The organism is Shinella curvata, from assembly GCF_022899935.1.
Lineage (GTDB): Bacteria > Pseudomonadota > Alphaproteobacteria > Rhizobiales > Rhizobiaceae > Shinella > Shinella curvata.
In genome coordinates this window covers 468,315-491,605 of the sequence record NZ_JALJCJ010000002.1, presented here as the reverse complement: position 1 = coordinate 491,605, position 23,291 = coordinate 468,315, and the positions used below count along the sequence as shown (strand labels likewise).

Sequence of the window (23,291 nt, the reverse complement as noted above, 5' to 3'; positions counted from 1 at the left end):
CAGGAGGACGTCATGAACGATACGACGACGTTGAAAGTCTACAAGACCAAGGAAGAATGGCGGGAAATTCTGACGCCTGAGCAGTTCCGCATCACGCGCGAACACGGCACGGAGCGCGCCTTTTCCAGCCCGGACTTCGATCTCTCCAAGAAGGGCACCTATCGCTGCATCTGCTGCAACGCACCGCTCTACCGGTCGGAGACGAAGTTCAATTCCGGCACCGGCTGGCCGAGCTTCTACCAGCCGATCGCGCCCGGCGCCGTGACGGACCATTCGGATTATTCCTACGGCATGACGCGCACGGAAATCCGCTGCACGGATTGCGACGCCCATCTGGGCCACGTCTTCCCCGACGGCCCGCCGCCGACGGGCCTGCGCTATTGCATGAATGGCGTCGCGCTGAGCTTCGATCCGGACTGATCGTCCGGGTCGCTACTTCGAGAGTTTCAGCTCCATGCAGGTCAGGTCCAGCCAGCGGCCGAACTTGATGCCCACCTCGCTGAAGCGGCCAACCATGCTAAAACCCATCTGCTCGTGCAGTTTGATCGAGGCGGCGTTCTCCGCCTCGATACAGCCGACCATGACATGGATGCCGTTGAAGGTCGCGCGCTCGATCAGCGCCTTCATCAGCTTGCGTCCGCTGCCGGTGCGGCGCACGTCGCTCCGCACATAAACGGAGTGCTCTACCGTGTGGCGAAAACCGTCGAAGGCGCGCCAGTCGCCGTAGGAAGCGTAGCCGATCACCTGTTTTCCGCGCAGCGCGACGAGGATGGGAAAACCGCGCTCGCGGCGGGCGGCAAACCAGGCCTTGCGGTTGTCGAGATCGACCACCGCATCGTTCCAGATCGCCGTGGTGTTGGCAACGGCATCGTTGTAGATGTCGAGTATGCCGGGGAGATCCGCTTCCACGGCGTCGCGTATTGTTATGTCCATGGTGGTTCCCCCCACTTGTTTGCCTTCGCTTACAGGAGGAGCGGGAAACCTGTCCAGTCATGTGTTGTCATGCTCGATGAAACCGCGATGCTGGGCCGTCATGAAAGCACAGGCATTTAAGGGGTTTTTCGTGCAGCGTTTGATTTTTTCCGTTTTTCTTCTCCTCCTCCCGACCCTCGCCGCCGCAGCCGGTTGGGAGCCCTATGTCAACGATCGCTTCGGCTATGCCGTGGATATCCCGCCGGGTTTTGCGCTGTCCAGCGAGGCCGATAATGGCGATGGGCGTACCTATTCGAAGGGGGGCGCGGCCCTGGCCGTCTGGGGCCACTATCTCGCGGCCGGTCCCTTCGAGCTTGACGTCGCCGACCGGCGCGCCACCTACAAGCAGGAGGGCTGGGATTTGAGCTACGATCGGCAGAAGGCCGGCTGGGCAAGCCTTTCGGGCACACGCGGCGACCGCATCCTCTATCACCGCACTATCCGGCTTTGCGACGATGCCGTGGCATCCTTCGTGCTGGAATATCCCGAATCGATGAAGGCCGAGATTTCGCCCTTCGTCGGCAAGCTGGTGAAATCGCTGCATCCGGCCGAAGGCTGCACCACGGCGCAGGGTGCCGCCCCCGCTGCGCAGTGAAGCGTTCAGAGGCCGGGCGCGCCCATCACCACACTGGTGACGACGGCGGAATAGTGCACGGCGGCGGCGGCGACAACGAAGCCGTGCCAAATGGCGTTCTGGAAGCGCAGCTTTTCCCAGACATGGAAGATCACGCCGACGGAATAGAGCACGCCGCCGGCGACGATCAGCACGAGCGTGGCGATCGGAAGATGCGTCGTCAGGGGGCCGGCCGCGAACACGCCGCTCCAGCCCATCGCGAGATAGACGAGAATGGCCAGCCGGTCGTACCGGCCGGGAAACAGGAATTTCAGCGCCACACCGGCCGCCGCCATCAGCCAGATGAAGATCAGCATGCCGGCGAGCAGCGGATCGTCCATGCCGCGTTGCAGGAAGGGCGTGTAGGTGGCCGCAATCAAAACGAAGATCGCCGAATGGTCGAAGCGGCGCAGGTGCCACTTCACCTTCGAGACCGGCCAGAGATTGTAGGCGAAGGAGGTGGCGAGCGCCGCGACGAGGCCGACGCCATAGACCCAGGCGGCCGCGAGCTGCCCGCTCGTCGCCCAGACAGTGGCGTAGAAGATCAGCGCCGTGACGCCGATCAGCGCGAAAACCACGCCGACGCCATGCACGATGCCATCGGCGATCACTTCCGACCGGTCATAGGTCCATTTGACGCCCTTGATTTCCACGCTGGCCTGCCCTGTTGTGTCGGTCGGGCCATGGTGGCGTGTTCGGCGTTCTGAAACAAGACCTTCGGTGCTCTCGGCGGATCACGAAAGGTTGCCGTTTCTTACGCCTGCGCGATGCATTCCTCGCAGAGGGCGGCATGCGGCACGGCGGCGAGACGCGCCAGTGTGATGGGATTGCCGCACTTGGCACAGGTGCCGAAGGTCCCGGCGGCGACGCGATCCAGAGCCGCTTCGATGGCCTTCAACTCCTTGAGGCCGGTCGCGCCGAATTCCTCTAGCACCTCGTCGTTTTCGCGCTCGATGGCACGATCGGCGCTGTCGCCGCTTTTCAGCGTGTCGAGATCGGTCTCGATCCTGTTCAGGCGATGATAGAGCTCGCGCTTGCGGGTGAGAAGAATGTCCTTGTAGCCAGCCAGATCCGTCACGATTTCCGTCTCCCTTGTTGGAAAGCCTGCGGGGAAAATGGCACCGGCATTGTCAAACGGCATTGATCGGAATCAAGCTATCTTGCGCTCATCGTCAACGCTGCGTTGACAGTAAATCGCCGAAACGTCGTCTTTCGTGAACACGGCGCTTCCGCCATATTCACCCCAACACAACGGTTTCCGAGGGAAACCGATCACAGGATGGATATCATGACGGACCTCGACAGACGCACGTTCCTCGGCGCAGCCGCCGCCGGCATCGCCGTCGCCAAGGCCGGCCCCACGCACGCGGAGACCGCCCCCATGACTGATGCAACGACCAAGACCCACGCCGTCGACATGCCGGCTTTCGTCGATCACTCGCACCTGACGGTGGTCGACCTGCCGATGACCTCGGCCTTCTACCAGAAGGTCATGGGCCTCACGGTTCTCGATACCTCGGCATCCGGCGAGACGCTCGGCGTCGCCGGCCGTCCGCTTCTGACGCTGACGACGGGCAACAATTCCGCCCGCGCACCACGCAATGCGCCCGGCCTCTTCCACACCGCCTTCCTCGTGCCCAACCGCAAGGAGCTCGGCCGCTGGCTGGCGCATGCCGCGCACAACAATGTCCAGCTCACCGGCGCGTCCGATCACCTCGTCAGCGAGGCGATCTATCTCGACGATCCCGAGGGCAACGGCATCGAGATCTATCGCGACCGCGACCGGTCGGAATGGACCTATGTGCCTGACGGCACCGTGAAGATGGCGACGAACCGGCTCGATTTGCAGGCGCTTTATGACGAAGCCCCGAAGGACGGCTGGACGCACCAGGAAAACGGCACGGTCATCGGCCATATCCACCTGCAGGTCTCCGACATTCCGGAAGCCAACGCCTTCTTCAACGGCGTGCTCGGCCTCGACATCATGACGAGCTATCCGGGCGCAAGCTTCTTCGCCACCGGCAAGTACCACCACCACGTGGCGGCCAATGTCTGGAACTCCCGCGGCCAGCCGAAGCGCCAGACCGGCATGACCGGCCTTGCCGACTACACGATCCGCTTCAACGACAAGGCCAAACTGGACGCCGCCGTCGCGAAGCTGGACGAACTCTCGCTGGCAAGCACCCGCTCGGGCGATACGGTCTCGCTGATCGATCCCTGGGGGATCGGGCTGAAGCTTTCGGCGTAATGTTAGAAACGGCGCGTGAGGACGCGCCGTTTTCATTTGGCGATGTCGTTGGGCAGGAAATGATATCCTTGGGCTCGCCTGTGACGTCGCCCGCTCAGTCTTACAAACCCCGCTCAATCATACAAATAATGCGCCGCCCAGTCCTCGTGCGGCACTTGGTCGCCGATCTTGTACTTGAAGGCGTTGACCTCCAGGCGGTCGGCGCTGGCTTCGCATTTGTAGGACAGGCGGTACCATTCGCCCTGGCTGCGGAAGACCGCGCCCTTCGTCCTGAAGGTGGTGCCGTCGAGCTTGGGATCACCGAAGGCGTAGGCGATCACCTTGTCGGGGCGAAAGCCGTCCTTCGCCGCGCCGATCTTGTCCATCGCCTCCATGTCGCAACGCTGCTCCAGTCGTTCTTCCGGCGTCAATTTTTCCAGCTGGCCGCGGATGCGCGCATCGATGGAAAACGCGGGGGACGCGAGCGTCAGTGTGCAGAGGGCGGCGAGAAGCCCGGATACCTGCCGTTTCAAAGGGACACTCCTCTTCGTGGCGTCGTTTCCGACGTCTTAATTCGGGGTTAACGCGCAATATGTCGATTTGACGACACCCCGCAACCCACCTGCGGTTTCAACGGCAAATGCTGATGGAACTTCATGGCCTCCCGCGCGTTCAAAAGGCGGAATTGGGGAACACACCATGCATGACATGTCGGCAAAGCCGGCCGAACGGCGCCTCCTGCGCGCCGGCCTCGACCTCGAAAAGGATCTTGTGGAAGAAGCGCCGCGCCGCCGTGGCCTCGACATGGCGAGCAGTTGGGCCGTCATCGGCATCTTCTTCATCATGGCGATGGGCGTCGTCTATCTGATGGCGCCGATCCTCATTCCGCTCTGTCTCGCCGTCGTCACCGGCCTCATCTTCGGGGTGGCCGCGGAGAAGCTGAACGAGTTCGGCATTCCCCCATTGCCAACTGCCCTGCTTCTGGCCGGCGCCTTCGGCACCGGCCTCTTCCTCGTCGCCGGCGTTCTGGCAGATCCCATCGCCCAACTCGCCTCCAATGCACCGGATCTGGTGCGTGGCGCTTACGATCGCATCACGCCGCTGTTTTCCCGACTTGGCTGGCTCAGCATCCATCCGGAAACCTTCCAGTCCGGCCAGATGTCGATGGAAAAGGTGCTGGAGAACACCGGCAGCATCCTGGGCATCCTCTCTTCCAGCCTGACGCCGGCCCTGCTGCAGGGCATGATCTTCTTCGCCGCGCTCGTGCTTTTCCTCTCGGCCCGGCTGAAGCTGCGCCAGATGATCATCATGGGCTTTCCCCGCCGCAGCCAGCGGCTCACCACCATCCGCATCATGAACGCCATCGACAGCGCGCTCGGCTATTATTTCGCCACCGCGACGCTGGTCTATGCCGGGCTTGGCGTCGTCACCACGCTCATCACCTGGGGCGGCGGGCTCGCCATGCCGGCGCTGTGGGGGGTGTTTGCCTTCATCTCCAGCTTCGTGCCCTTCCTCGGCGTGACGCTGATGACGATCGCGCTCGCCACCGCCGGCCTGCTCACCCATGATACGGTCATGATGGGCCTGATGCCCGCGCTCGCCTTCTTCGTCGTGCACCTTGCCATGGAAAACCTCGTCATGCCCGCCGTGATGGGCAAGCGGCTGGAGGTCAACGCCTTCATCATCTTCACCGCCATCATCTTCTGGACCTGGATGTGGGGTGCCGCCGGCGCCATGCTGGCGCTTCCCCTGTCGATCATCGGCATGACCATCGCCGACGAACTGCGCCCCGCCAAACGCAAGGCAAAGCGCACCCTGCCCGGCTGAAGAACACAAAAGCAGCGTAGATGTATTTCTCTCATGGGAGGTTGCAGCTCCGGCTCTGCACCGCCTATCGGCGGTGCTGCCTTTTGCAAAAGCTTGCTTGATGCGGCGCGCCCGGCTCTCTATCTCTGGTGTCCCGCCCAGAGCATTTCCGGAGTGACATCTTGCCCGTCTTCAAGAACCTGCCCACCGCCCCCGTCGCCGTCAAGAAGCCCGTGACGGATACCCGTCACGGCATCACCCGCACCGACGACTATGCCTGGTTCCGCGACGAGAACTGGCAGGCGATGTTCAAGGATCCCTCGATCCTCCAGCCGGAAATCCGCACACATCTGGAGGCCGAAAACGCCTATATGAACGCGGCGATGGCCGATACCGAGGCGTTGCAGAAGCTGCTGTTTGCCGAGATGCGCGGCCGCATCAAGGAAGACGACAGCTCTGTGCCGGTCAAGGACGGCCCCTATGCCTATGGCACCGCCTATGTCACCGGCGGCGAGCAGCCGCGCTACTTCCGCGAGCCGCGCGACGGCGGCGAGCGCGTGGTCCTGCTCGACGGCGACAAGGAAGCGGATGGCAAGGACTATTTCCGCCTTGCCGGCATCGACCATTCCACCGATCATTCCGTCGGCATCTGGGGCTATGACGACAAGGGCTCGGAATATTTCACGCTGAAAGTGCGCGATCTCGCGACCGGCGAGGACCGCCACGACACGCTGGTCAACACCGGCGGCGACGGCGTCTGGGCGCCGGATGCGAAGAGCTTCTTCTACACCGCACTCGACGAGAACCACCGCCCGTCGAAGATTTTCCATCACATCCTCGGCGAGCGGCAGGAGAACGACCGGCTGGTCTATGAGGAAAAGGATGCGGGCTTCTTCATGGGCGTCGGCGGCTCGCTGATCGACGATTTCATCTATATCGACATCCATGACCACGAGACGAGCGAATACCGCCTGCTTTCGACCAAGGATCTGACGGCCACCCCGGTTCTCGTCGCGCCGCGCCAGACGGGCCTCGAATATTCGATGACGGAGGGCGGCGACGTCTTCTACATCCTGACCAATGCCGATGGCGCCAAGGACTTCAAGATCATGCAGACGCCGGTGACGGCGCCGGGCCGCGAGAACTGGGTGGATGTCGTGCCGCACCGCGCCGGCACACTCATCCTCAACCACATGGCCTTTGCTCGCCACCTCGTCTGGCTGGAGCGCCATGAGGGCCTGCCGCGCATCATCGTGCGCGACCGCAAGAGCGGCGAGGAACACGCCATCGCCTTTGCCGAGGAGGCCTATTCGCTCGGCCTGTCGGGCGCGGCGGAATACGACACCGACGTCATCCGCTTTTCCTATTCCTCGATGACGACGCCCTCGCAGCTCTTTGACTACAATATGGCGACGCGCGAGCGCACGCTTCTGAAGACGCAGGAAGTGCCGTCGGGCCATAATCCCGACGACTACGTCACCCGCCGCGTCTTTGCCCCGGCCTGGGATGGCGAGACCGTTCCCATCACGCTGCTTTATCGCAAGGACGTGCCCCTCGACGGCTCCGCACCCTGCCTGCTCTACGGCTACGGCGCCTATGGCATTACCATTCCGGCGTCCTTCAACACCAATTGCCTGTCGCTGGTCGATCGCGGCTTCGTCTATGCCATCGCCCATATCCGCGGCGGCAAGGACAAGGGTTTCGCCTGGTACGAAAACGGCAAGATGGACAAGAAGACCAACACCTTCAAGGACTTTATCGCCGCGGCCGATTATCTGAATCAAGAGAAGTTCACGTCCTACGCGAACATCGTCGCCGAAGGCGGCTCGGCGGGCGGCATGCTGATGGGGGCGATCGCCAACATGGCGCCGGAAAAGTTCGGCGGCATCATCGCCGCCGTGCCCTTCGTCGATGTGCTCAACACCATGCTCGACGACACGCTGCCGCTGACCCCGCCGGAATGGCCGGAATGGGGTAATCCCATCGACAGCAAGGATTTCTACCAGCTGATGGCAAGCTACTCGCCCTACGACAATGTCGAGGCAAAACCCTATCCCGCCATCCTCGCACTGTCAGGACTGACCGACCCCCGCGTCACCTATTGGGAACCGACCAAGTGGGTGGCCAAGCTGCGCGAAAAGACGACCGGCACCGAGCCGATCCTCCTCAAGACCAATATGGGCGCCGGCCACGGCGGCGCCTCCGGCCGCTTCCAGCGCCTGGAGGAAATCGCCTTCGAATACGCCTTCGCGATCAAGGTGGCGGGGAAGATGTCGTTCCTGCCGGCTCAATCTCCTGAGGCATAAAGCAGCGCGATATCCCTGTGGTGAAGCACGCAAGTCCGTCCCTCGGTCTTCACCACAGCGCGTTTCGGCTCCAGCACGATCACGCAGCCGTTCCTGAAGCCATATTGGCGGTCACCGCTGGCCAGCGTTACCTGCGTCGGCACCTCGTCCATGGGGCGGGTGCTGGCGGAGGGTGGCATTGACGTGCCCGCGCAGGCCGAAAGCATCAGAATCACGGGCAGGATTATCAGCGTATATCGTTTGATCATCATGCAACCCAACTCTCGCAAAACGAGAATAGAGCTGCCGAAATGGACTAAAAAGGGGCTCGAAGTGCCGCTTTATGGGATAAATTACCCTTATAACTGGGGATTGAAGCGCTTTAAGAAATCCTGATGCTTATTGCGTCGCATAGCAGAAAGGAAAAAATGATGCGCCGTCACCAGGATCAAATCCGCTATCTTCTTGAGCTCGTTCAGCATCTTGCACGGCAGGACAGCATGTCATTGCTGGCCTATCTTGCAGCCGTGGCGCTGGAAGAGAATAAGGAAGAAGCAGATAGCGTTGCCGGTCATGAAGCGTGCTTGCGCGTAGCATGAACCAGGAAATTTGACGAGCAGGCAGCCATTAAACGCCGACAGTCGGTGACATCATCGAGACCTTGGGCCGGCCCCAGCGCCGGCCTTTTTTATTTTCAACGACAGGTTTGCCGGCAGTGCGATCCCGAAAAAGAAAGGCCGGCACCATGCCGGTGCCGACCATCAAGTTTCCGGTCAGAGGGTCGTCCTAACCGGGATCAGTGAAAGGCCCCCACACAGGCCTGCAGATCGTTCAGCATGGCCGTCGAGCCCTTGAGGCTGGTGCTGATATCGCCGATCCGCAGGCGGCTGCCGCGTTTCAGGGCCTCGATGACGGAACGGTCGCTGCCGAGATCGTAGGCGATCTCCTGGCGGCCATAGGCCTTGCCCCTGACATCGTAGCCCTTGCCGTCGTCGATCCAGTACTTCGCGTCGCTCGCGTAACTGTCGGCATAGTCATAGGCCGTATCCTGGAAGCCGAAGGTCACGTGGTCGTCGCCGTACCAGCGGAAGGCGACCGTGCGGTCGCCGTCGCCGCGGCGGGTGGCGCGGCAGTTCAGGAAGCGCCGGTCGCTGCCGAAATCGGCGACGATGTCCCAGCCGCCGACCGAGCGCGATGTGCGGTAGGGATCGGCATCCGAACCGTAGCCGTCATCGTGGTTCGTGCTGCCGTTGTCGGCATAGGCATCGGACTTGGCCTGGTGGCTCGACGGGTTGGAATGATCGTTGGATGCATGATCGTCGGCCGGGAAATCGCGCAGCAGGTCGCGGTAGCGATCGAAGTAACCGAAGCGGCGCACGTCGACGAATTCCAGCTCGTAGTCCTCCAGCGAGCGCACGCTGTTGTCGCGCAGGCGCACCAGGCCCCGCAAACGCAGGCAGCCCTCGCCGCAGTCGATCTCGTCGACATATTCGCGGGCATTGTCGTCGGGCGTCTTCACCGCGACGCCGAAGCCATGGCGGCGCTCGTCGTTGATCGCACGGAACATCAGGGACTGCGCGTAACCGCGGCGATCCTCGTCGAAATAATCGTAGATCGACCGCTCTTCGCTCGGGCTCAGGTCATCCTGCGTCGCGACATGGATGCGACGCTCGGGAATGCCCGCCGAGGTGATGATGTTGCGCAGCCGCTCATGCGAATAGACCGTCGTGAAATAGGAAATGGTGTCGCAGCTTTCCGGCGGCGTCCAGAAGCGGAAATCCACGAGAGCGAGCTGGCCGTCCTTGTAGAGATCGCCGAGCCTCCGGTCGCTGTCGTTGAAAGAGAAGCGGCCGCAGGGATCATGCCGGTCGTTGGAGAAGGTGAGATAAGGCAGATTGCCGGTGTCCTCGTGCTCCTTCTCGAATCGTTTGCCGATGAGGTCGATCTTGCGCTGCGCGATGGTGGAGAAGGTGCCCTGCGGGTAGCGGCTGAGATAGCGGTCGTAGGCCTCGCGGCTGTCGGAGAGCGAGGCGAATTCGTAGAAGGCGATTTCCGCGTCGTCGACCTTGTCGCCCTTGGAACTCAGCGCGAACTTGCCGTAGTCGGCATCGCTCTGCCAGATGTCCTGCTTGCCCTTGCTGCGCTCCTTGACGATCTCGCCGACCTTGCGGAAGGCATCCTCCAGCGCGATGCCGGGAATGCTGATCGCATCGACGAAGGCCGACGCGAAGGGGCTGATCGGCGTTCCCTCGTAGTCGTAGGTCGTGCCGGGGGCCGCGGCATAGGCATAGTGGATGCCCGTGCCGTTCTTCGGCTCGGCGAGGCCATCGGGGATATCGCGCAGCGTCGGGAACGGATTTTCATGCGCGGCGTCGAACAGCACGACCTTGAGGCCCTTGCCGATCCCGCGCAGCGTGTCGCTGACTTGCGAGACAGGAAGAGAGCGGTTCTTGAGACCTGTCAGCGTACGGCCGGAGGCGTCGGTCGGAAGCAGGAAATTGTCGCCGTCGAGCTGCACGGCATAGCCGGAGAAATAGACGAAGAGCACCGGGTCCTGCGCCTTCTCCGCCCGGCGCGTGAACGTGTTCAGCGCCGAGAGCATGGCGAGGTTGTCCGTATCGGTAACGCGGGTCACGTCGAAACCCGCCCGCTCCAGCGCTTCGCCCACAAGATCGATATCGTTCAGCGGGTTTTCCAGCGGCTCGGCATCCTCGTAATCGGCATTGCCGATGAGCAGCGCATAACGCTCGGCGGCAAAAGCCGAGGGCGCTACCAGGAGAACAAGACAGGCGACAAGCGCCCCGATCATGCGATGGACATTGCGCTGCACGTTATCCTCCCTCAAGGAAACGACGATGCGCGCCGGCCCTGCCGACCTGACACACGCATGACATGCTGAGAAAGGGACGGACGGACACGCCCGCTTATTCAGTCCGCTTGTTGAAGAAACGATGATGAAAGTCTGGCTTGCGCGCGCGGCAAGGCCCGGAGCGGGGACAAAAGCGGCAAGACGGGCCGAGGGAAAGGTTTTGTTGAGACGCTGCTGCTAGCGTCGCCGCAGGAAACCAACGGAAGCGTCATGACCCTTCTGATGCGCGCACTGCCAGGCGAGGCAGGCGCGGAGCACCGCGTGCTCCGCGATCGCGCGGCCATGGCCGAAGCGGCGGCGGCCTGGCGTGATCTCGAGATCCGCGCCGGCGATCCCCTCACCTATTTCCAGAGTGCCGACTGGTGTCTCAAATGGACCGAGACCTTCGCCGGGCCGAAATGCCGGCCGGAAATCCATACGCTCTGGCAGGACGGACGGCTGATTGCCGTCTGGCCCCTGATGGCGTCGGGCGGCGCGCTGAAGCGGCTGGAGCCGCTCGGCTGGCCGCATAGCCAATATGCCAATCTCCTGATGGATCCGCTCCATGGCGGCGGCGCGACCGCCGGACTGCTGGCAAGGCTGGCGGGTCATGACGTTGCGCTTCTCGACGGCGTGCCCGACGGCTCCGCTCTGGCCGGCCTGCTTGGCGCAACGCCGCCGCTCGCCTCGCTTGCCAACAGCGCCGCGATGCTGGACCTCTCCGCGTTCGCGACGCCGCAGGCCTATACGGACACGCTCAGCAAGACGCAACGCCGCAACCGTAACCGGCGGCGCAATGCATTGGCGCGCGAGGGTGCCCTCTCCTTTGCCGTGCTGTTCCCCGGCGACGCCGGTTTTGCCGAGGGCGTGGCGGCCTGCGTGGCCCTCAAGCGCCAATGGCTGCGCGAAACCGGCCGGCGCGGCACGGGGCTCGCCTTCGACGGCTTCGACCGCTTTCTCGCTTCGCTTTCGGGAGACGAGACGGACCTATCCGGCGCCTGCCTTTCCATTCTGAAGGCCGGCGACCGGCTTGTCGCGGGCGAGATCGGCTTCCTGCATCACGGCCACTATCACGCCTATCTCGGCGCTTTCGACTGGGCACTCCGTGAGGTCTCCCCCGGCAAGGTGCAGATGGACATGACCGTCTGCTGGCTGATCGAGCGCGGCGTGAAGACCTACGACCTGCTCGGCAATCCCGCCGACTACAAGGACAGCTGGAGCAACCGGACGCTCAGGCTGCAGTCCTATGCCCTGCCCGCCAGCCTTGCCGGCCGCGCCTATGCAGGCCTCTGGACCGAGCGCCTGCGCCCCGGCCTGAAGCGCCTCTATTACGGCTTGCCCTACCGGCTGCGCCGCCTCGCCCAGCTCGGCCAAAGTCTGGGTCTTTTCCTGATCGTCGCCTGACAAACCTTTCGTTTGCGCATGCGCGACCCTATCTCTACAGCAATTCCACCAGGGACGGATGATCATGAGCGCCGCGACGATCCATTTCGACAACAGCTATGCGCGCCTGCCGGACGGCTTTTTCGCGCCGGTCGATCCGACGCCGGTGGAAGCGCCACGGCTGATCGCGTTCAACCGCCCGCTCGCCGAAGCGCTCGGCCTGGACGCCGATGCGCTGGAGCGCCACGGCGCGGCCTATTTCTCCGGCAACGTACCGCTGCCCGGCTCCCTGCCACTCGCCATGGCCTATGCCGGCCACCAGTTCGGCCAGTTCGTGCCGCGGCTCGGCGACGGGCGGGCGATCCTGATCGGCGAGGTCATCGACCGCGCGGGCAAACGCCGCGACATCCAGCTGAAGGGTGCCGGCCAGACGCCCTATTCGCGTCGCGGCGACGGCCGCGCCGCGCTCGGGCCCGTCCTGCGCGAATATATCATCAGCGAGGCGATGCATGCGCTCGGCATTCCGACGACCCGCGCGCTTGCCGCCGTCACCACCGGACAGCCGGTCTATCGCGACCGCGTGCTGCCCGGCGCCGTCTTCACGCGCGTGGCCGCCAGCCATATCCGCGTCGGCACCTTCCAGTTTTTCGCCGCACGCGGTGAAATCGATAATCTGCGCATCCTCGCCGACCACGTCATCGACCGGCACTACCCCGAGCTGAAGAATGCCGAAAAGCCCTATCTTGCGCTGCTCGACGCGGTGGCGGAACGGCAGGCGTCGCTCATCGCGAAATGGCTCGGCGTCGGCTTCATCCATGGCGTGATGAACACCGACAACATGACGATCTCGGGCGAGACGATCGACTTCGGGCCCTGCGCCTTCATGGATCGCTACGACCCGCGCACCGTCTATTCCTCGATCGACCAGCACGGTCGCTATGCCTTCGGCAACCAGCCCGGCATCGGCCAGTGGAACATTGCGCGCCTTGCCGAAGCCCTGCTGCCTATTCTCGACGAGAACGAGGACAAGGCAGTGGAGGCGGCGAATGCCGCGGTCAGCCGCTTCATGGACCGTTTTCAGGTTCATTGGAAAAGCGTGATCCGCGCCAAGCTTGGCTTGGGTGACGAGGAGCGCGAAAGCGATCAGGATCTGATCCGCGATCTGCTCGTCACGCTGTACGAGCAGAAGGCCGACTATACACTGGCCTTCCGCCGGCTTGCCGATGCGGCCGAAAATGAGAGCGCAGACGCCGCGCTCGGGGCCTTGCTGGAGGACCAGGCAGCGCTCGATCCCTGGCTTGCCGCCTGGCGCGAACGGCTTTCGCAGGATGCGACGAAGGCTACCGCCCGCGCGACGGCGATGCGCATGGTCAACCCCGCCTTCATCCCGCGCAACCACAAGGTCGACGAGGCTCTGACGGCGGCCGTCGACCACCGCGATTTTTCGTTGTTCGAAGCCTTGAATGACGTTCTTTCAAGGCCTTACGAAGACCAGCCGACCTTTGCCGCCTATGCCCAACCGCCCAAGCCCGGCGAGGAGATCACCGCGACCTTCTGCGGAACGTAGCCTGCACTGAGACGCAGTCAGCTCATCGCAGCCATGCAAAATCGCCTGGTCGCGCGCATTGAAGCGTCACGGTTCTGCCCTAATTTCTCCTGCGTCCTCCCTTGAGCCGGACGTCATGTCGGCCCCTCCCCGCCGGCATTGCCACGGAGACTATCATGCTGCTTTCTCTCACTGCCACGCTCGTCGCCCTCATCGGTCTGGTGCTGACGGGCGGGGGCGGATGGCTGCTGTCGCTCGGCGGCAGTCCCTATTATCTCGTCACAGGCCTTGCCTTTCTCGCCACGGCCTTCCTGCTCTTCCGCCGCTCCAGCGCCGCACTTTGGCTCTATGCCCTCATCGTCCTCGGTTCGCTCGGCTGGGCGGTCTGGGAAGTCGGCTTCGACTGGTGGCAGCTCGGCCCGCGCGGCGGCGTCATCGTGCTTCTCGGCCTGTGGCTGATGCTGCCGGGCATCCGCCGGCCGCTCGGCTTCGCCAGCCCGACCGGCACGCCCTACCCCGCCTCCGCGCTGCCGCTCGGCGTTGCGGTGATCGTCGCGATTGCCGTCGCCGGCTATTCGATGACGCAGGATCAGCACGATCTCTCCGGCGCGCTGCCGACCGATATCGTGAATGCGACACCGGCGCTGGGCGGCAACGTGCCGTCAGGCGAATGGCACCAGTATGGCCGCACCCCGTACGGCCAGCGCTATTCGCCGCTCGACCAGATCAATACCGACAACGTCGCGAAACTGGCTGTCGCCTGGCAATACCAGACCGGCGACGTGAAGAAACCCGACGACGTCGGCGAGACCACCTACCAGGTGACGCCGCTCAAGGTGGGTGACACGCTCTACATGTGCACGCCGCACAACTGGGCAATCGCGCTCGACGCCGCCACCGGCAAGGAGAAGTGGAAATACGATTCCAATTCCGGCATGAACCCGGATCGCCAGCACCAGACCTGCCGCGGCGTCACCTACTATGCCGATCCGGCGGCCACCGCCGGCACGACCTGCGCGGCCCGCGTCTATCTGCCGACGTCGGATGCCCGCCTGATCGCGCTCGACGCCGAAACAGGCGATGTCTGCACGAGCTTCGCCGAAAACGGCGTGCTGCACCTCGAAAAGGGCATGCCGTACAATCCGGCCGGCTACTATTATTCGACATCGCCGCCGGCCATCACCGATGGCAAGATCATCATCGGCGGCGCGGTCAACGACAACTATTCGACGCAGGAGCAGTCCGGTGTCATCCGCGCCTTCGACGTGAATTCCGGTGCGCTGATCTGGAACTGGGATTCCGGCAATCCGGATACCACCACGCCGCTGCCGGAGGGCCAGGTCTACACGGTCAACTCGCCGAATTCCTGGTCGGTATTCAGCTATGACGATGCGCTTGGCCTCGTCTATGTGCCCCTCGGCAACCAGGTGCCGGACCAGCTCGGCATGGGCCGCAGCGAGCATGTCGAAAAATACTCGTCCTCCATCGTCGCACTCGATATCAAGACCGGCGCCATGCGCTGGGTGCGCCAGACGGTCCACCATGACCTCTGGGACATGGACGTGCCGGCCCAGCCTGTCCTGATCGACATCACCAAGGATGGCGCCACCATCCCCGCCCTCGTCGGCCCGACCAAGCAGGGCGACATCTATGTGCTCGACCGGCGCACCGGCGAGCCGATCATCGAGGTCAAGGAAGTGCCGGCGCCGACGGGCGCGATCCCAGAAGACTTCACCGCGCCGACCCAGCCGGTCTCGGGCCTCACCTTCATGCCCGATCCGCTGACGGAAAAGAACATGTGGGGCGTCACCATGTTCGACCAGCTCAAGTGCCGCATCGACTTCCTGTCGATGAAATACGAGGGCCGCTACACGCCGCCCTCGCTGGAAGGCACCATCGTCTATCCCGGCAATTTCGGCACGTTCAACTGGGGCTCGGTTGCGGTCGATCCCGAACGGCAGATCATGTTCGGCATGCCGACCTATCTCGCCTTCACCTCGCGGCTCGTGCCGCGCGATCAGATCCCGGCGAAGGGGCAGGACGAGAAGGGCTCCGAACAGGGCCTCAACCGCAATGACGGCGCACCCTACGGCGTCTTCATGGGACCGTTCCTCGGTCCGCTCGGCATCCCCTGCCAGGCGCCGCCATGGGGCTATGTCGCGGGTGCGGACCTTGCAACGGGTCACATCGCCTACAAGCACAAGAACGGCACGGTCCGGGACATGACGCCGCTGCCGCTTGCCTTCAAGCTCGGCGTGCCCGGCATCGGCGGCCCGATCATCACCAAGGGCGGCGTCGCCTTCCTCGGTGCTGCGGTCGATGACTATATCCGCGCCTATGACGTCACCACCGGACGGCAACTCTGGGAAGGCCGCCTTCCTGCCGGCGGACAGGCGACGCCCATGACCTATACGGTCGGCGACAAGCAATATGTGCTGATCGTTGCCGGCGGCCATGGTTCGGTCGGCACCAAGCCGGGCGACTACGTCATCGCCTACACGCTGCCTTAGGGCATTTGTTTTACCGAATTTCCAGCCGAAGCGGGTTCGCTTCGGCTGGAAATGCTCTTAACGCGATCGCGCGAAACACCGCAGCAAGTCTCGCAAAAGCTGCACCCGCTAAAGGTCTCCCCGAACACGTTTCAGGGAGACCTTTTCCATGAAGATCGACGGCAGCCTCATTTCGGCCTATGCGACCACCCGGCAGCGCACGACCAGCGACGAGAGCGCCTATGCGGGCACGGATGGACAATCGTCTGCCCGGAAGAATATCCCGACCGTCAGTGCGGCAGGCACGATGCCATCCGGCCTTGCTAATGCGCTGTGGCTCACCAATGCCAAGGTCGAGAAGGCGCAGGCCGAAAGCGACAGCCTGATCGCCGAATTCATGGAGCTTTCCAAGATGACGCCCGCCGAGCGCCTGCGGAAGGAAATCCTCGACCGTATGGGTCTCGACGAGGCGAGCCTCGCCGCCCTGCCGGACGAGCAGCGCGAGGCGATCGAGGAAGACATCCGCCGCGCCATCAAGGAACAACTCGGCATCGACGAAACCCGACACGCCGGCGCCATGGACGGGCAAGCCACCGCCGGCACGGAGGAAGCGGAGGCCTGACCAGCCTCCGCTTCATTTCCCCGTGTTCCGGGCGCGTGAAAAAAGCCGATTGACAACGGCCGCGAAACGGAGAATATCGCGACCATGATCAAGAGCACGCACATCGCCGCGACGTATTTTTGGCTGTTCCGATAGGAGCGGCTGTTTGATCATGTCAACGAGCCGCCATCAGGCGGCTTTGTTGTTTTAAAGGGCACCTGATGGCACGAAAACCAAGGAGCCCGAAATGCCCAATACCGTCATCAAACTGGACCCAGCCGCCCTCGAACGCCCGCCGATGCTGACCATCCGCGCCGCGCGCCAGGGCGATCTGCAGCAGATCCTCGACATGATCGCGCTGCACGCCGAATGCCACGGCGACACCGCGAAAATCTCCGCCGTAGACCTCGACCGCGACCTGTTCGGCGCAAATCCTTGGATCACCGCGCTTGTCGCCGAAGCGGGCGGCCGGCTGATCGGCTACGCGCTGCTCGTGCCGATGTACCGCGCCGCCGAGGGCATGCGCGGCATGGAACTGCACCAGATCTTCGTGCGCAAGGATCATCGCGGCCATGGCATCGGCCGCCACCTCGTTTCGCGCGCCCGCGAGCATGCCCGCATCGCCGGCTGCGGCTATCTCTCCGTCAGCGCCGCCACCGGCAATTTCGGCGCGCACCGTTTCTACGAGCAGATGAATTTCCGCGCCGGCCCTGTCACGGGCATGCGCTACGTACAGGCCTTGGGCTGAAACGCACGAAAAGAGGACAGGATATGACGAAGCGACTGGCGATCGTACTCACCGAGGGCTACGCGGACTGGGAATGCGGCCTGCTGATGGCGAGCGCGCGCCATGTATGCGCAGCCCGGACCGCTGCCCTGACACCCGGCGGCCGGGACGTAACGTCACTCGGCGGCGTCTCCATCAAGTCGTCGGGGGCAGCGGAGGATGCCCAGCCCGCCGATTTCGACGTGCTGGTCCTGTGCGGCGGCACCATCTGGCAGAGCGACGACGTGCCCGATCTCTCGGCTGCGGTCGCACGCTTCGTCGCGGCGGGCAAGCCGGTCGCCGGCATCTGCGACGCCACGCTGGCGCTCGGACGCATGGGCCTGCTGGATACCCGCGCGCATACCGGCAACCACCCCAGCGAGTTGCGCGACCTCGTGCCGGACTATCGGGGTGCCGCCCTGTACCGCGACCAGCCGCAGGCCGTGCGCGGCGGCGGCGTCATCACCGCGTCGGGCGCCGCGCCGGTCTCCTTTGCACGGGAAATCCTCGACGCCATCGGGCTCGGCTCGCCGGAACTGTTCGACTATCTCGACATGTATGGCAACGAGCACCGCAAGGCTGGCGGCTGACGACCCGCCAGTCCCCATCCCCACCTTCGACAATACGGCGGATGTCGGTTGCACCGTGCCATAACACCGGCAAAACAGACCGTCTGTCACACGCTTTGCCATGAGTGCCTGCAAGCTGAAAGCTTCAAGTCTGGTTCTCGAAGCCTGCCCGCATACCTGAAGCGTACAGGGAGTTGCATTCACCGATGCCGCGACTGTCGTCTTCCCTTCGCAATACTCGTGCAGAACTTGGACTCAATGTCTATCGCGTCGGCTGCCGATAATTTTCGGGAGCCTGTACCGTCCTGGAGGGGATTTACATGGCCGTCATAACACTGAAAAACATCGGGACCAGAGGGTTCGATTTGTCCGCGCTGGATATCGCGGACCTGTTGACCTACGACGACGCGAAACTGACGAAAACCAGCGCGAAATTCTTCGACGACTCGAAGAACTATACCCTGCTGACAGGGACGAACTTTGGTTATGTGACCAGCAACGGTTCGCTCACCGATGTGACGTCCGGCACGATCACCGCGGCGGAGCTGGCGGTTGCGGGGACGAAGGTTCTGTCGGTCAGCGACCTGAACATAACCGCGGCCCAGCTGTTCGACTATTATATCGCCGCCGACGCCAAGGGGGCGCTGAACTATCTTCTGCGCGCCAACGACACGATCAACGGCACGCGCTATGGCGACGTCCTTTATGGCGCACGCGGAAACGACACGATCAACGGCAATGCCGGCAATGACAAAATTCTCGGTGGCCTGGGGAACGACACCTTGAAGGGCGGAGCCGGCAACGACGCCATCAACGGCGATTCCGGTGTCGACAAAGCCTATGGCGGCGCCGGGAACGATACGCTGCGCGGCGGATATGGCAATGACACCCTGTTCGGCCAGGACGGCAACGACAAGCTTTTCGGCGATTCCAACGCCGACACGCTGGATGGCGGCAACGGGAACGACACGCTCTCCGGCGGCTTTGGCGACGATACGCTCTATGGCGGCGCGGGCGCGGACATCCTGTCTGGAAACAACAACCGCGACACGTTCGTCTTCAAATCCAAATCGGATTCGACGGTTGCGAAGGCGGGTCGCGACACGATCACCGACTTCAAGTCCGGCCAGGACAGGATCGACCTCAAGGCAATCGATGCGAACGACAAAATCGGCGGCGATCAGGCCTTCGCCTTCAAGGGTGCCGTCGCGTTTTCGAAGGTCGCGGGCGAACTGATCTACAAGGTGTCAGGCGGGAATGCATTCGTCTACGGCGATACGGACGGCAACGGCACTGCCGATTTCGCCATTGTTCTGGATGGCACGAAAGCCCTGTCGGCCGGCGATTTCATCCTCTAGCACCGCCGCAGCCCAGCGATGCATCATCCACCGCTCGTCTGCGAGCGGTGGATAATGCCGGGTGACGGGGAACCGCAGTCACCTCAATGTGCCGGCACCGCCTTCAGATAGGCCGCGATCGCCTCGCGGTCCTCCTTCGGCAATTGCGCCATGTTCTTCTGGACCGACACCATCGAACCGCCGACGCTGTCGAAATCCGGAGTGAAGCCGGTTTCGAGGTAGCTGGCGATGTCGCCGGCGCTCCAGCTGCCGAAGCCGCCTTCCGCCGGCGTGATGTTGGGAATGCGCCCCTCGCCTTCCGGATTCGGCCCGCCAGCAAGCCACTGATCGACCTTCAGGCCGCCGAGCAGGTCGCGCGGAGTGTGACATTCGCCGCAATGGCCAGGCCCCTCGACGAGATATTGCCCGCGCTTCACCGTCTCGTCGGCATCGGCGAGCGTCACGCGCGGATCCTCGTTGAGATAGAGGAACTTCCAGCCGCCGAGGGCCAGGCGGATGTTGAAGGGGAACGGCAGGTCGTGTCCGGGCGCAACATTGGCGCTCTTTGGCAGCGTTTTCAGGTAGCCGTAAAGGTCGTTCACATCCTTCACCGTCATGCGCGCATAGGAAGCGTAGGGGAAGGACGGATAGAGGTGTTCGCCGTCGCGGCCCGTGCCGCGCCGCATCGCATCGCCGAATTCGGCGAGCGTCCAGGCGCCGATGCCGGCCGTCTCGTCCGGCGAGATGTTCGGTGCGTGGAACGTGCCGAACGGGCTTTTGAGCGAAAGCCCTCCGGCCAGCACCAGCTTCTGGTCGTCGGGCGCGCCGGGCGCCGCGTGACAGCTGACACATCCCCCGGCATGAAAGATGCGCTCGCCGTTGACAAGATCGGGATCGCCCGCGGCGGCCCAGGTTTCCGCCGTCAGACGCTCCGGCCGGGTGATGAACAGGAACGCTCCGGCGCCGACCGCGCCGAGCAGAACGATGCCGCCAAGGAGTTTTTTGAGCGCCATGGGCGTGTCCTCTCGCCAGAACCCGTTGCTTCGAGGCTTCGCCCCGGGGGATCAGCGCCCCGCCGCGCAAAGCCGTAGACGCACCGCCCCGGCGGCCGGCGCCGGGACAGTGCATGTCTTGTGAGGGATTGTCCGGCCTACCGCTTACTTCTTGATGCGGTAGACCTCATGACAGGCCCCGCAATTGGGGCCGATCGCCCCGAGGGCCGCCCCCACCGCCGCCTGATCCGCCGGCAGGCTCGCCAGCACGGCGTCGGCATCCGCGCCTAGCTTGGCGGACTTCGCCTTGAAGTCGTCCATCTGCTCCCAGATCTTCGGGCTTGCTTCCGTCTCGTGACCCGTTTCGGAGCCGGCCGGGAACTGTTCCGGGAAGGCCTTGGCCACTTCGCTCATCGTGGTCAGGGATGCCTTGACGATCTCGGCGTCGTAGGGCTTTTCGCCTTTGGCGATGCCGGCGAGCGCGCCCATGGCGCCGCCGACCTTCTTCATCATCTCCTGGCGGACGACCTGCGGTTCATCCGCCGCCACGACGGCGCCTGCGCCGATGACGGCAAGCGCGGCCGCGGCTGCCAAAGTTCTGAACTTCATCGATTGCTCCCGATTCTGGCGGGCGGCTGTCTCCGCGCCGCCGGTTTGACGATGCAGGGGCATGATTGCATTTTAGGAACCCGATGAAAGTAAAATCTTTTTGACGGCCGAAATCCTTTTGGATCAGAGGCTGCCCCAGCCCCGCCACAGTGTGAAAACGGCGATGACCACCAGGAGCACGCCGGCCGCGCGGCCGATGAAGCGGGTAACCGCCGGATTGCCGGTCAGCGCATCGCGGCTGCGGGCGGCGGCCAGCGCCAGCCCGCCATAGACCGCGAGCTGCGTCACCCAGATCACCAGCAGCATGATCGTTGCCTGCCGCCAGACGGGGCCGAATTCCGGGCGCAGGAACTGCGGGAAAACCGCAAGCATGAAGAGATAGGCCTTCGGGTTCATCAGGCTCGTCAGCGCGCCCTGGCGGAAGCGGGTGACGAGACCGCGCCGGTCGATGCCATCGACGGAATCGATGACAATCGAGCTTCGAAAAAGTTGCCAGCCGATCCAGGCGACATAGAGCGCGCCGGCGACCAGCAGCGCATTGAAGAGCTGCGGCGCGAAATGCAGGAGCACGCCGACGCCGAGCGCGGCATAGAGCGTGTGCACCAGCCCGCCCGCCATGATGCCGAAGGTCGCCGAAAGACCGGCCTTGCGCCCGCCCGACAGGGAGCTCGCCATGACGAAAACCATGTCCATGCCCGGCACGATGATGATGCCCGAGACGAGCAGGAAGAAGAGCCAGAGATTTTCACTGTAGGTCATGTCAGTTGTCCATTGCCGTTTTCTGCGCGGCGGCCCTATGCTGCCTTTTGTTTCAAGCGCTTGGGGCGTGCTATAAAGGAAGCCAACTGACAGGGATGTGTCAGTTGTGATGGGGAAACCGATGCGCAAGGCCTCGCGGCTGTTCGAGATCATCCAGATTTTGCGGCTTGCCCGCAACCCGATAACGGCCGCCGAGATCGCCGCCCGGTTGGAGGTGACAGTGCGCTCGATCTACCGTGATATCGCCGCCCTGCAGGCGATGCGCGTGCCCGTCGAGGGCGAACGCGGCATCGGCTATATCCTGCGCCCCGGCTTCGATCTGCCGCCGCTGATGTTTTCCATCGAGGAGACGGAGGCGATCGTTCTGGCGCTCGCGCTTCTCGAGCGCACCGGCGACACCGAACTGAGGGCCGCCGCCGGCCGCGTCGCGAAAAAAATCGCCGGTGCGGTGCCGCCGCCGCTGCGCCAGACGCTCTCGGCCCGCGCGCTGCATGCCTGGGGCAGCGTGCCGCGCCAGCCCGAAGGCATCGACCTCGCCACCGCGCGCCGCGCCATTCGCGACGAAGAAAAATTGCTGATCGACTACCGCGACGAATATGCCCGCGCCACCGAACGCACCATCCACCCCATCGCCCTCATCTACTATTCGGAAACGGCCAACATCGTCGCCTGGTGCGAGCTGCGCCAGGCCATCCGCAATTTTCGCGCAGACCGAGTGGAGGCTTGCGAGAGGACGGAGGCGTATTTTCGCGGCGAAGGGGATGGGCTGCGGCAGTTGTGGATTGCCGGATGGGTGGAGAACCGGGCGGCGGCGCCCTAGTCCGGCCATTCGCCGGATGGCCAGTCACGCGCCGTATGAATGACACGCAGGACGAACAGCGTTTCGCGGCCGTCCATCATTTCCAGGCTATAGGCGATCACATAGGGAAAGCCGGTCACCGATTTCTCATAGGTGCCACCGACACGGCCCGGCCGCCCAATGGCGCGCTCACCCAGCAGGCGAACGGCGGCGCCAATTCGCTGGGCAACGGCGCGGGCGGCCGCGGGGTCATCGAGAGCGATATGGCGCACCTGCTCAGTGAGATCATCGAGCGCCGCGCGCGACCAGCGGACGGGCCGCTTCACCTTCTTTCGCGCTCGGCAGCATCGATTGCGGCATTCAATTCGGCCATCGCATCGTCATGCGCTATCGTCCGCCCGCCACGGACATCGCCAAGCGCTTCATTGATACCATCGACGATGGCAAGCTCCCTCGCCACATAGGCCTCGACGGCTTCCGCCGCGAGAAACGACCGGCTTCGCCGTGTATCCGCCGCCAGTCTGTCCAGCCGTTCCTTCAGATCCGTACTGACGCGGATCGTCATCGTTGTGCTGCTCATGGTCGCCACCTGTGTTGAGATGTGTACAAACTAGCACAACGCAGGTGAAATGACAGAGCAAACAAAAACCCCGGCCGTTTACGACCGGGGTTTCCGAAATGCCACTGCGT

Annotated in this window: 26 protein-coding genes; 14 read left to right on the top strand and 12 right to left on the bottom strand. The window is 63.5% G+C overall.

The window, feature by feature from the left end:
- The first annotated feature begins 12 nt into the window (after positions 1-12).
- The gene (gene msrB, locus MUU55_RS08450; RefSeq protein WP_244760330.1) at positions 13-420 is read left to right on the top strand and encodes a peptide-methionine (R)-S-oxide reductase MsrB; all 408 of its coding nucleotides are present in this window, start codon (positions 13-15) and stop codon (positions 418-420) included.
- A gap of 12 nt (positions 421-432) precedes the next feature.
- Here the strand turns inward: msrB and MUU55_RS08445 are convergent, their stop codons facing one another.
- Positions 433-933, bottom strand: coding sequence for a GNAT family N-acetyltransferase (locus MUU55_RS08445; protein ID WP_244760329.1), 501 nt, complete (start codon positions 931-933; stop codon positions 433-435).
- A gap of 130 nt (positions 934-1,063) precedes the next feature.
- Between MUU55_RS08445 and MUU55_RS08440 the strand changes: the two genes are divergently transcribed.
- Complete coding sequence (locus MUU55_RS08440; RefSeq protein ID WP_244760328.1) at positions 1,064-1,567, top strand: hypothetical protein; 504 nt, start codon at positions 1,064-1,066, stop codon at positions 1,565-1,567.
- 5 nt (positions 1,568-1,572) lie between these two features.
- Here MUU55_RS08440 and trhA read toward each other — a convergent pair whose 3' ends face one another.
- Positions 1,573-2,238: a PAQR family membrane homeostasis protein TrhA gene (trhA, locus tag MUU55_RS08435; protein WP_244760327.1), complete on the bottom strand. Its 666-nt coding sequence runs from the start codon at positions 2,236-2,238 to the stop codon at positions 1,573-1,575.
- Positions 2,239-2,339: 101 nt separating this feature from the next.
- On the bottom strand, positions 2,340-2,663 hold the full coding sequence (locus MUU55_RS08430; RefSeq protein ID WP_244760326.1) for a TraR/DksA family transcriptional regulator: 324 nt from the start codon (positions 2,661-2,663) through the stop codon (positions 2,340-2,342).
- 303 nt (positions 2,664-2,966) lie between these two features.
- On the opposite strand from MUU55_RS08430, the gene MUU55_RS08425 reads away from it, so the two are divergent.
- A complete protein-coding gene (locus MUU55_RS08425) occupies positions 2,967-3,833 on the top strand; it encodes a VOC family protein (protein ID WP_244760901.1) in 867 nt (288 codons plus the stop codon).
- 113 nt (positions 3,834-3,946) lie between these two features.
- Here MUU55_RS08425 and MUU55_RS08420 read toward each other — a convergent pair whose 3' ends face one another.
- Complete coding sequence (locus MUU55_RS08420) at positions 3,947-4,345, bottom strand: DUF930 domain-containing protein (RefSeq protein ID WP_425314157.1); 399 nt, start codon at positions 4,343-4,345, stop codon at positions 3,947-3,949.
- 166 nt (positions 4,346-4,511) lie between these two features.
- On the opposite strand from MUU55_RS08420, the gene MUU55_RS08415 reads away from it, so the two are divergent.
- Positions 4,512-5,639, top strand: a complete 1,128-nt coding sequence (locus MUU55_RS08415) for an AI-2E family transporter (protein ID WP_244760325.1) — start codon at positions 4,512-4,514, stop codon at positions 5,637-5,639.
- A gap of 161 nt (positions 5,640-5,800) precedes the next feature.
- Positions 5,801-7,924, top strand: a complete 2,124-nt coding sequence (locus MUU55_RS08410; RefSeq protein WP_244760324.1) for a S9 family peptidase — start codon at positions 5,801-5,803, stop codon at positions 7,922-7,924.
- On the opposite strand, the gene MUU55_RS08405 is transcribed toward MUU55_RS08410, so the two are convergent.
- Positions 7,906-8,175 (bottom strand): hypothetical protein, encoded by a 270-nt coding sequence (locus tag MUU55_RS08405; protein WP_244760323.1) that lies wholly within the window; start codon positions 8,173-8,175, stop codon positions 7,906-7,908. The genes MUU55_RS08410 and MUU55_RS08405 overlap by 19 nt on opposite strands.
- Before the next feature lie 123 nt (positions 8,176-8,298).
- On the opposite strand from MUU55_RS08405, the gene MUU55_RS08400 reads away from it, so the two are divergent.
- Complete coding sequence (locus MUU55_RS08400) at positions 8,299-8,502, top strand: hypothetical protein (protein ID WP_244760322.1); 204 nt, start codon at positions 8,299-8,301, stop codon at positions 8,500-8,502.
- A gap of 28 nt (positions 8,503-8,530) precedes the next feature.
- Here MUU55_RS08400 and MUU55_RS29080 read toward each other — a convergent pair whose 3' ends face one another.
- On the bottom strand, positions 8,531-8,665 hold the full coding sequence (locus tag MUU55_RS29080) for a hypothetical protein (RefSeq protein WP_280518891.1): 135 nt from the start codon (positions 8,663-8,665) through the stop codon (positions 8,531-8,533).
- 34 nt (positions 8,666-8,699) lie between these two features.
- Positions 8,700-10,733: a caspase family protein gene (locus tag MUU55_RS08395; RefSeq protein ID WP_244760321.1), complete on the bottom strand. Its 2,034-nt coding sequence runs from the start codon at positions 10,731-10,733 to the stop codon at positions 8,700-8,702.
- A gap of 249 nt (positions 10,734-10,982) precedes the next feature.
- Here MUU55_RS08395 and MUU55_RS08390 point away from each other — a divergent pair, with 249 nt between their 5' ends.
- The 7 genes from MUU55_RS08390 to MUU55_RS08360 all read left to right on the top strand — a co-directional run bounded on the left by MUU55_RS08390 (position 10,983) and on the right by MUU55_RS08360 (position 19,463).
- Complete coding sequence (locus tag MUU55_RS08390) at positions 10,983-12,155, top strand: GNAT family N-acetyltransferase (protein WP_244760320.1); 1,173 nt, start codon at positions 10,983-10,985, stop codon at positions 12,153-12,155.
- A gap of 58 nt (positions 12,156-12,213) precedes the next feature.
- Positions 12,214-13,701, top strand: a complete 1,488-nt coding sequence (locus MUU55_RS08385; protein ID WP_244760319.1) for a protein adenylyltransferase SelO — start codon at positions 12,214-12,216, stop codon at positions 13,699-13,701.
- Positions 13,702-13,856: 155 nt separating this feature from the next.
- The gene (locus MUU55_RS08380; RefSeq protein WP_244760318.1) at positions 13,857-16,190 is read left to right on the top strand and encodes a glucose/quinate/shikimate family membrane-bound PQQ-dependent dehydrogenase; all 2,334 of its coding nucleotides are present in this window, start codon (positions 13,857-13,859) and stop codon (positions 16,188-16,190) included.
- A 148-nt stretch (positions 16,191-16,338) separates the two neighbouring features.
- Positions 16,339-16,791, top strand: a complete 453-nt coding sequence (locus MUU55_RS08375; RefSeq protein WP_244760317.1) for a hypothetical protein — start codon at positions 16,339-16,341, stop codon at positions 16,789-16,791.
- Between the two features lie 226 nt (positions 16,792-17,017).
- Positions 17,018-17,518, top strand: a complete 501-nt coding sequence (locus MUU55_RS08370; RefSeq protein ID WP_244760316.1) for a GNAT family N-acetyltransferase — start codon at positions 17,018-17,020, stop codon at positions 17,516-17,518.
- A gap of 23 nt (positions 17,519-17,541) precedes the next feature.
- Positions 17,542-18,126, top strand: coding sequence for a DJ-1/PfpI family protein (locus tag MUU55_RS08365; RefSeq protein WP_244760315.1), 585 nt, complete (start codon positions 17,542-17,544; stop codon positions 18,124-18,126).
- 299 nt (positions 18,127-18,425) lie between these two features.
- Positions 18,426-19,463 (top strand): calcium-binding protein, encoded by a 1,038-nt coding sequence (locus MUU55_RS08360; RefSeq protein WP_244760314.1) that lies wholly within the window; start codon positions 18,426-18,428, stop codon positions 19,461-19,463.
- Between the two features lie 83 nt (positions 19,464-19,546).
- Here the strand turns inward: MUU55_RS08360 and MUU55_RS08355 are convergent, their stop codons facing one another.
- The 3 genes from MUU55_RS08355 to MUU55_RS08345 form a co-directional block, all read right to left on the bottom strand.
- Positions 19,547-20,455, bottom strand: a complete 909-nt coding sequence (locus MUU55_RS08355; RefSeq protein WP_244760313.1) for a c-type cytochrome — start codon at positions 20,453-20,455, stop codon at positions 19,547-19,549.
- A 144-nt stretch (positions 20,456-20,599) separates the two neighbouring features.
- Entirely contained in the window at positions 20,600-21,043 is a 444-nt protein-coding gene (locus MUU55_RS08350) for a c-type cytochrome (protein ID WP_244760312.1), read from the bottom strand.
- A 123-nt stretch (positions 21,044-21,166) separates the two neighbouring features.
- Positions 21,167-21,802: a LysE family translocator gene (locus MUU55_RS08345; protein ID WP_244760311.1), complete on the bottom strand. Its 636-nt coding sequence runs from the start codon at positions 21,800-21,802 to the stop codon at positions 21,167-21,169.
- 121 nt (positions 21,803-21,923) lie between these two features.
- Here MUU55_RS08345 and MUU55_RS08340 point away from each other — a divergent pair, with 121 nt between their 5' ends.
- Entirely contained in the window at positions 21,924-22,622 is a 699-nt protein-coding gene (locus MUU55_RS08340; RefSeq protein WP_244760310.1) for a helix-turn-helix transcriptional regulator, read from the top strand.
- Here MUU55_RS08340 and MUU55_RS08335 read toward each other — a convergent pair.
- On the bottom strand, positions 22,619-22,927 hold the full coding sequence (locus MUU55_RS08335; protein ID WP_244760309.1) for a type II toxin-antitoxin system RelE/ParE family toxin: 309 nt from the start codon (positions 22,925-22,927) through the stop codon (positions 22,619-22,621). The two genes, MUU55_RS08340 and MUU55_RS08335, sit on opposite strands and share 4 nt — an antisense overlap.
- Entirely contained in the window at positions 22,924-23,181 is a 258-nt protein-coding gene (locus MUU55_RS08330) for a CopG family ribbon-helix-helix protein (protein WP_244760308.1), read from the bottom strand. The genes MUU55_RS08335 and MUU55_RS08330 overlap by 4 nt, the downstream gene beginning before the upstream one ends.
- Between the last annotated feature and the right edge of the window lie 110 nt (positions 23,182-23,291).

Excerpts from the sequence above, each read along its gene's own strand:
- MUU55_RS08355 (WP_244760313.1), bottom strand. The coding sequence starts at position 20,455 with ATGGCGCTCAAAAAACTCCTTGGCGGCATCGTTCTGCTCGGCGCGGTC.
- MUU55_RS08330 (WP_244760308.1), bottom strand. The coding sequence starts at position 23,181 with ATGAGCAGCACAACGATGACGATCCGCGTCAGTACGGATCTGAAGGAA.
- MUU55_RS08345 (WP_244760311.1), bottom strand. The coding sequence starts at position 21,802 with ATGACCTACAGTGAAAATCTCTGGCTCTTCTTCCTGCTCGTCTCGGGC.
- MUU55_RS08390 (WP_244760320.1), top strand. The coding sequence starts at position 10,983 with ATGACCCTTCTGATGCGCGCACTGCCAGGCGAGGCAGGCGCGGAGCAC.
- MUU55_RS29080 (WP_280518891.1), bottom strand. The coding sequence starts at position 8,665 with ATGGTCGGCACCGGCATGGTGCCGGCCTTTCTTTTTCGGGATCGCACT.
- MUU55_RS08350 (WP_244760312.1), bottom strand. The coding sequence starts at position 21,043 with ATGAAGTTCAGAACTTTGGCAGCCGCGGCCGCGCTTGCCGTCATCGGC.
- MUU55_RS08425 (WP_244760901.1), top strand. The coding sequence starts at position 2,967 with ATGACTGATGCAACGACCAAGACCCACGCCGTCGACATGCCGGCTTTC.
- MUU55_RS08365 (WP_244760315.1), top strand. The coding sequence starts at position 17,542 with ATGACGAAGCGACTGGCGATCGTACTCACCGAGGGCTACGCGGACTGG.
- MUU55_RS08370 (WP_244760316.1), top strand. The coding sequence starts at position 17,018 with ATGCCCAATACCGTCATCAAACTGGACCCAGCCGCCCTCGAACGCCCG.
- MUU55_RS08385 (WP_244760319.1), top strand. The coding sequence starts at position 12,214 with ATGATCATGAGCGCCGCGACGATCCATTTCGACAACAGCTATGCGCGC.
- MUU55_RS08405 (WP_244760323.1), bottom strand. The coding sequence starts at position 8,175 with ATGATGATCAAACGATATACGCTGATAATCCTGCCCGTGATTCTGATG.
- MUU55_RS08340 (WP_244760310.1), top strand. The coding sequence starts at position 21,924 with ATGCGCAAGGCCTCGCGGCTGTTCGAGATCATCCAGATTTTGCGGCTT.
- MUU55_RS08380 (WP_244760318.1), top strand. The coding sequence starts at position 13,857 with ATGCTGCTTTCTCTCACTGCCACGCTCGTCGCCCTCATCGGTCTGGTG.
- msrB (WP_244760330.1), top strand. The coding sequence starts at position 13 with ATGAACGATACGACGACGTTGAAAGTCTACAAGACCAAGGAAGAATGG.
- MUU55_RS08375 (WP_244760317.1), top strand. The coding sequence starts at position 16,339 with ATGAAGATCGACGGCAGCCTCATTTCGGCCTATGCGACCACCCGGCAG.
- MUU55_RS08360 (WP_244760314.1), top strand. The coding sequence starts at position 18,426 with ATGGCCGTCATAACACTGAAAAACATCGGGACCAGAGGGTTCGATTTG.
- MUU55_RS08415 (WP_244760325.1), top strand. The coding sequence starts at position 4,512 with ATGCATGACATGTCGGCAAAGCCGGCCGAACGGCGCCTCCTGCGCGCC.
- MUU55_RS08400 (WP_244760322.1), top strand. The coding sequence starts at position 8,299 with ATGCTTATTGCGTCGCATAGCAGAAAGGAAAAAATGATGCGCCGTCAC.
- MUU55_RS08445 (WP_244760329.1), bottom strand. The coding sequence starts at position 933 with ATGGACATAACAATACGCGACGCCGTGGAAGCGGATCTCCCCGGCATA.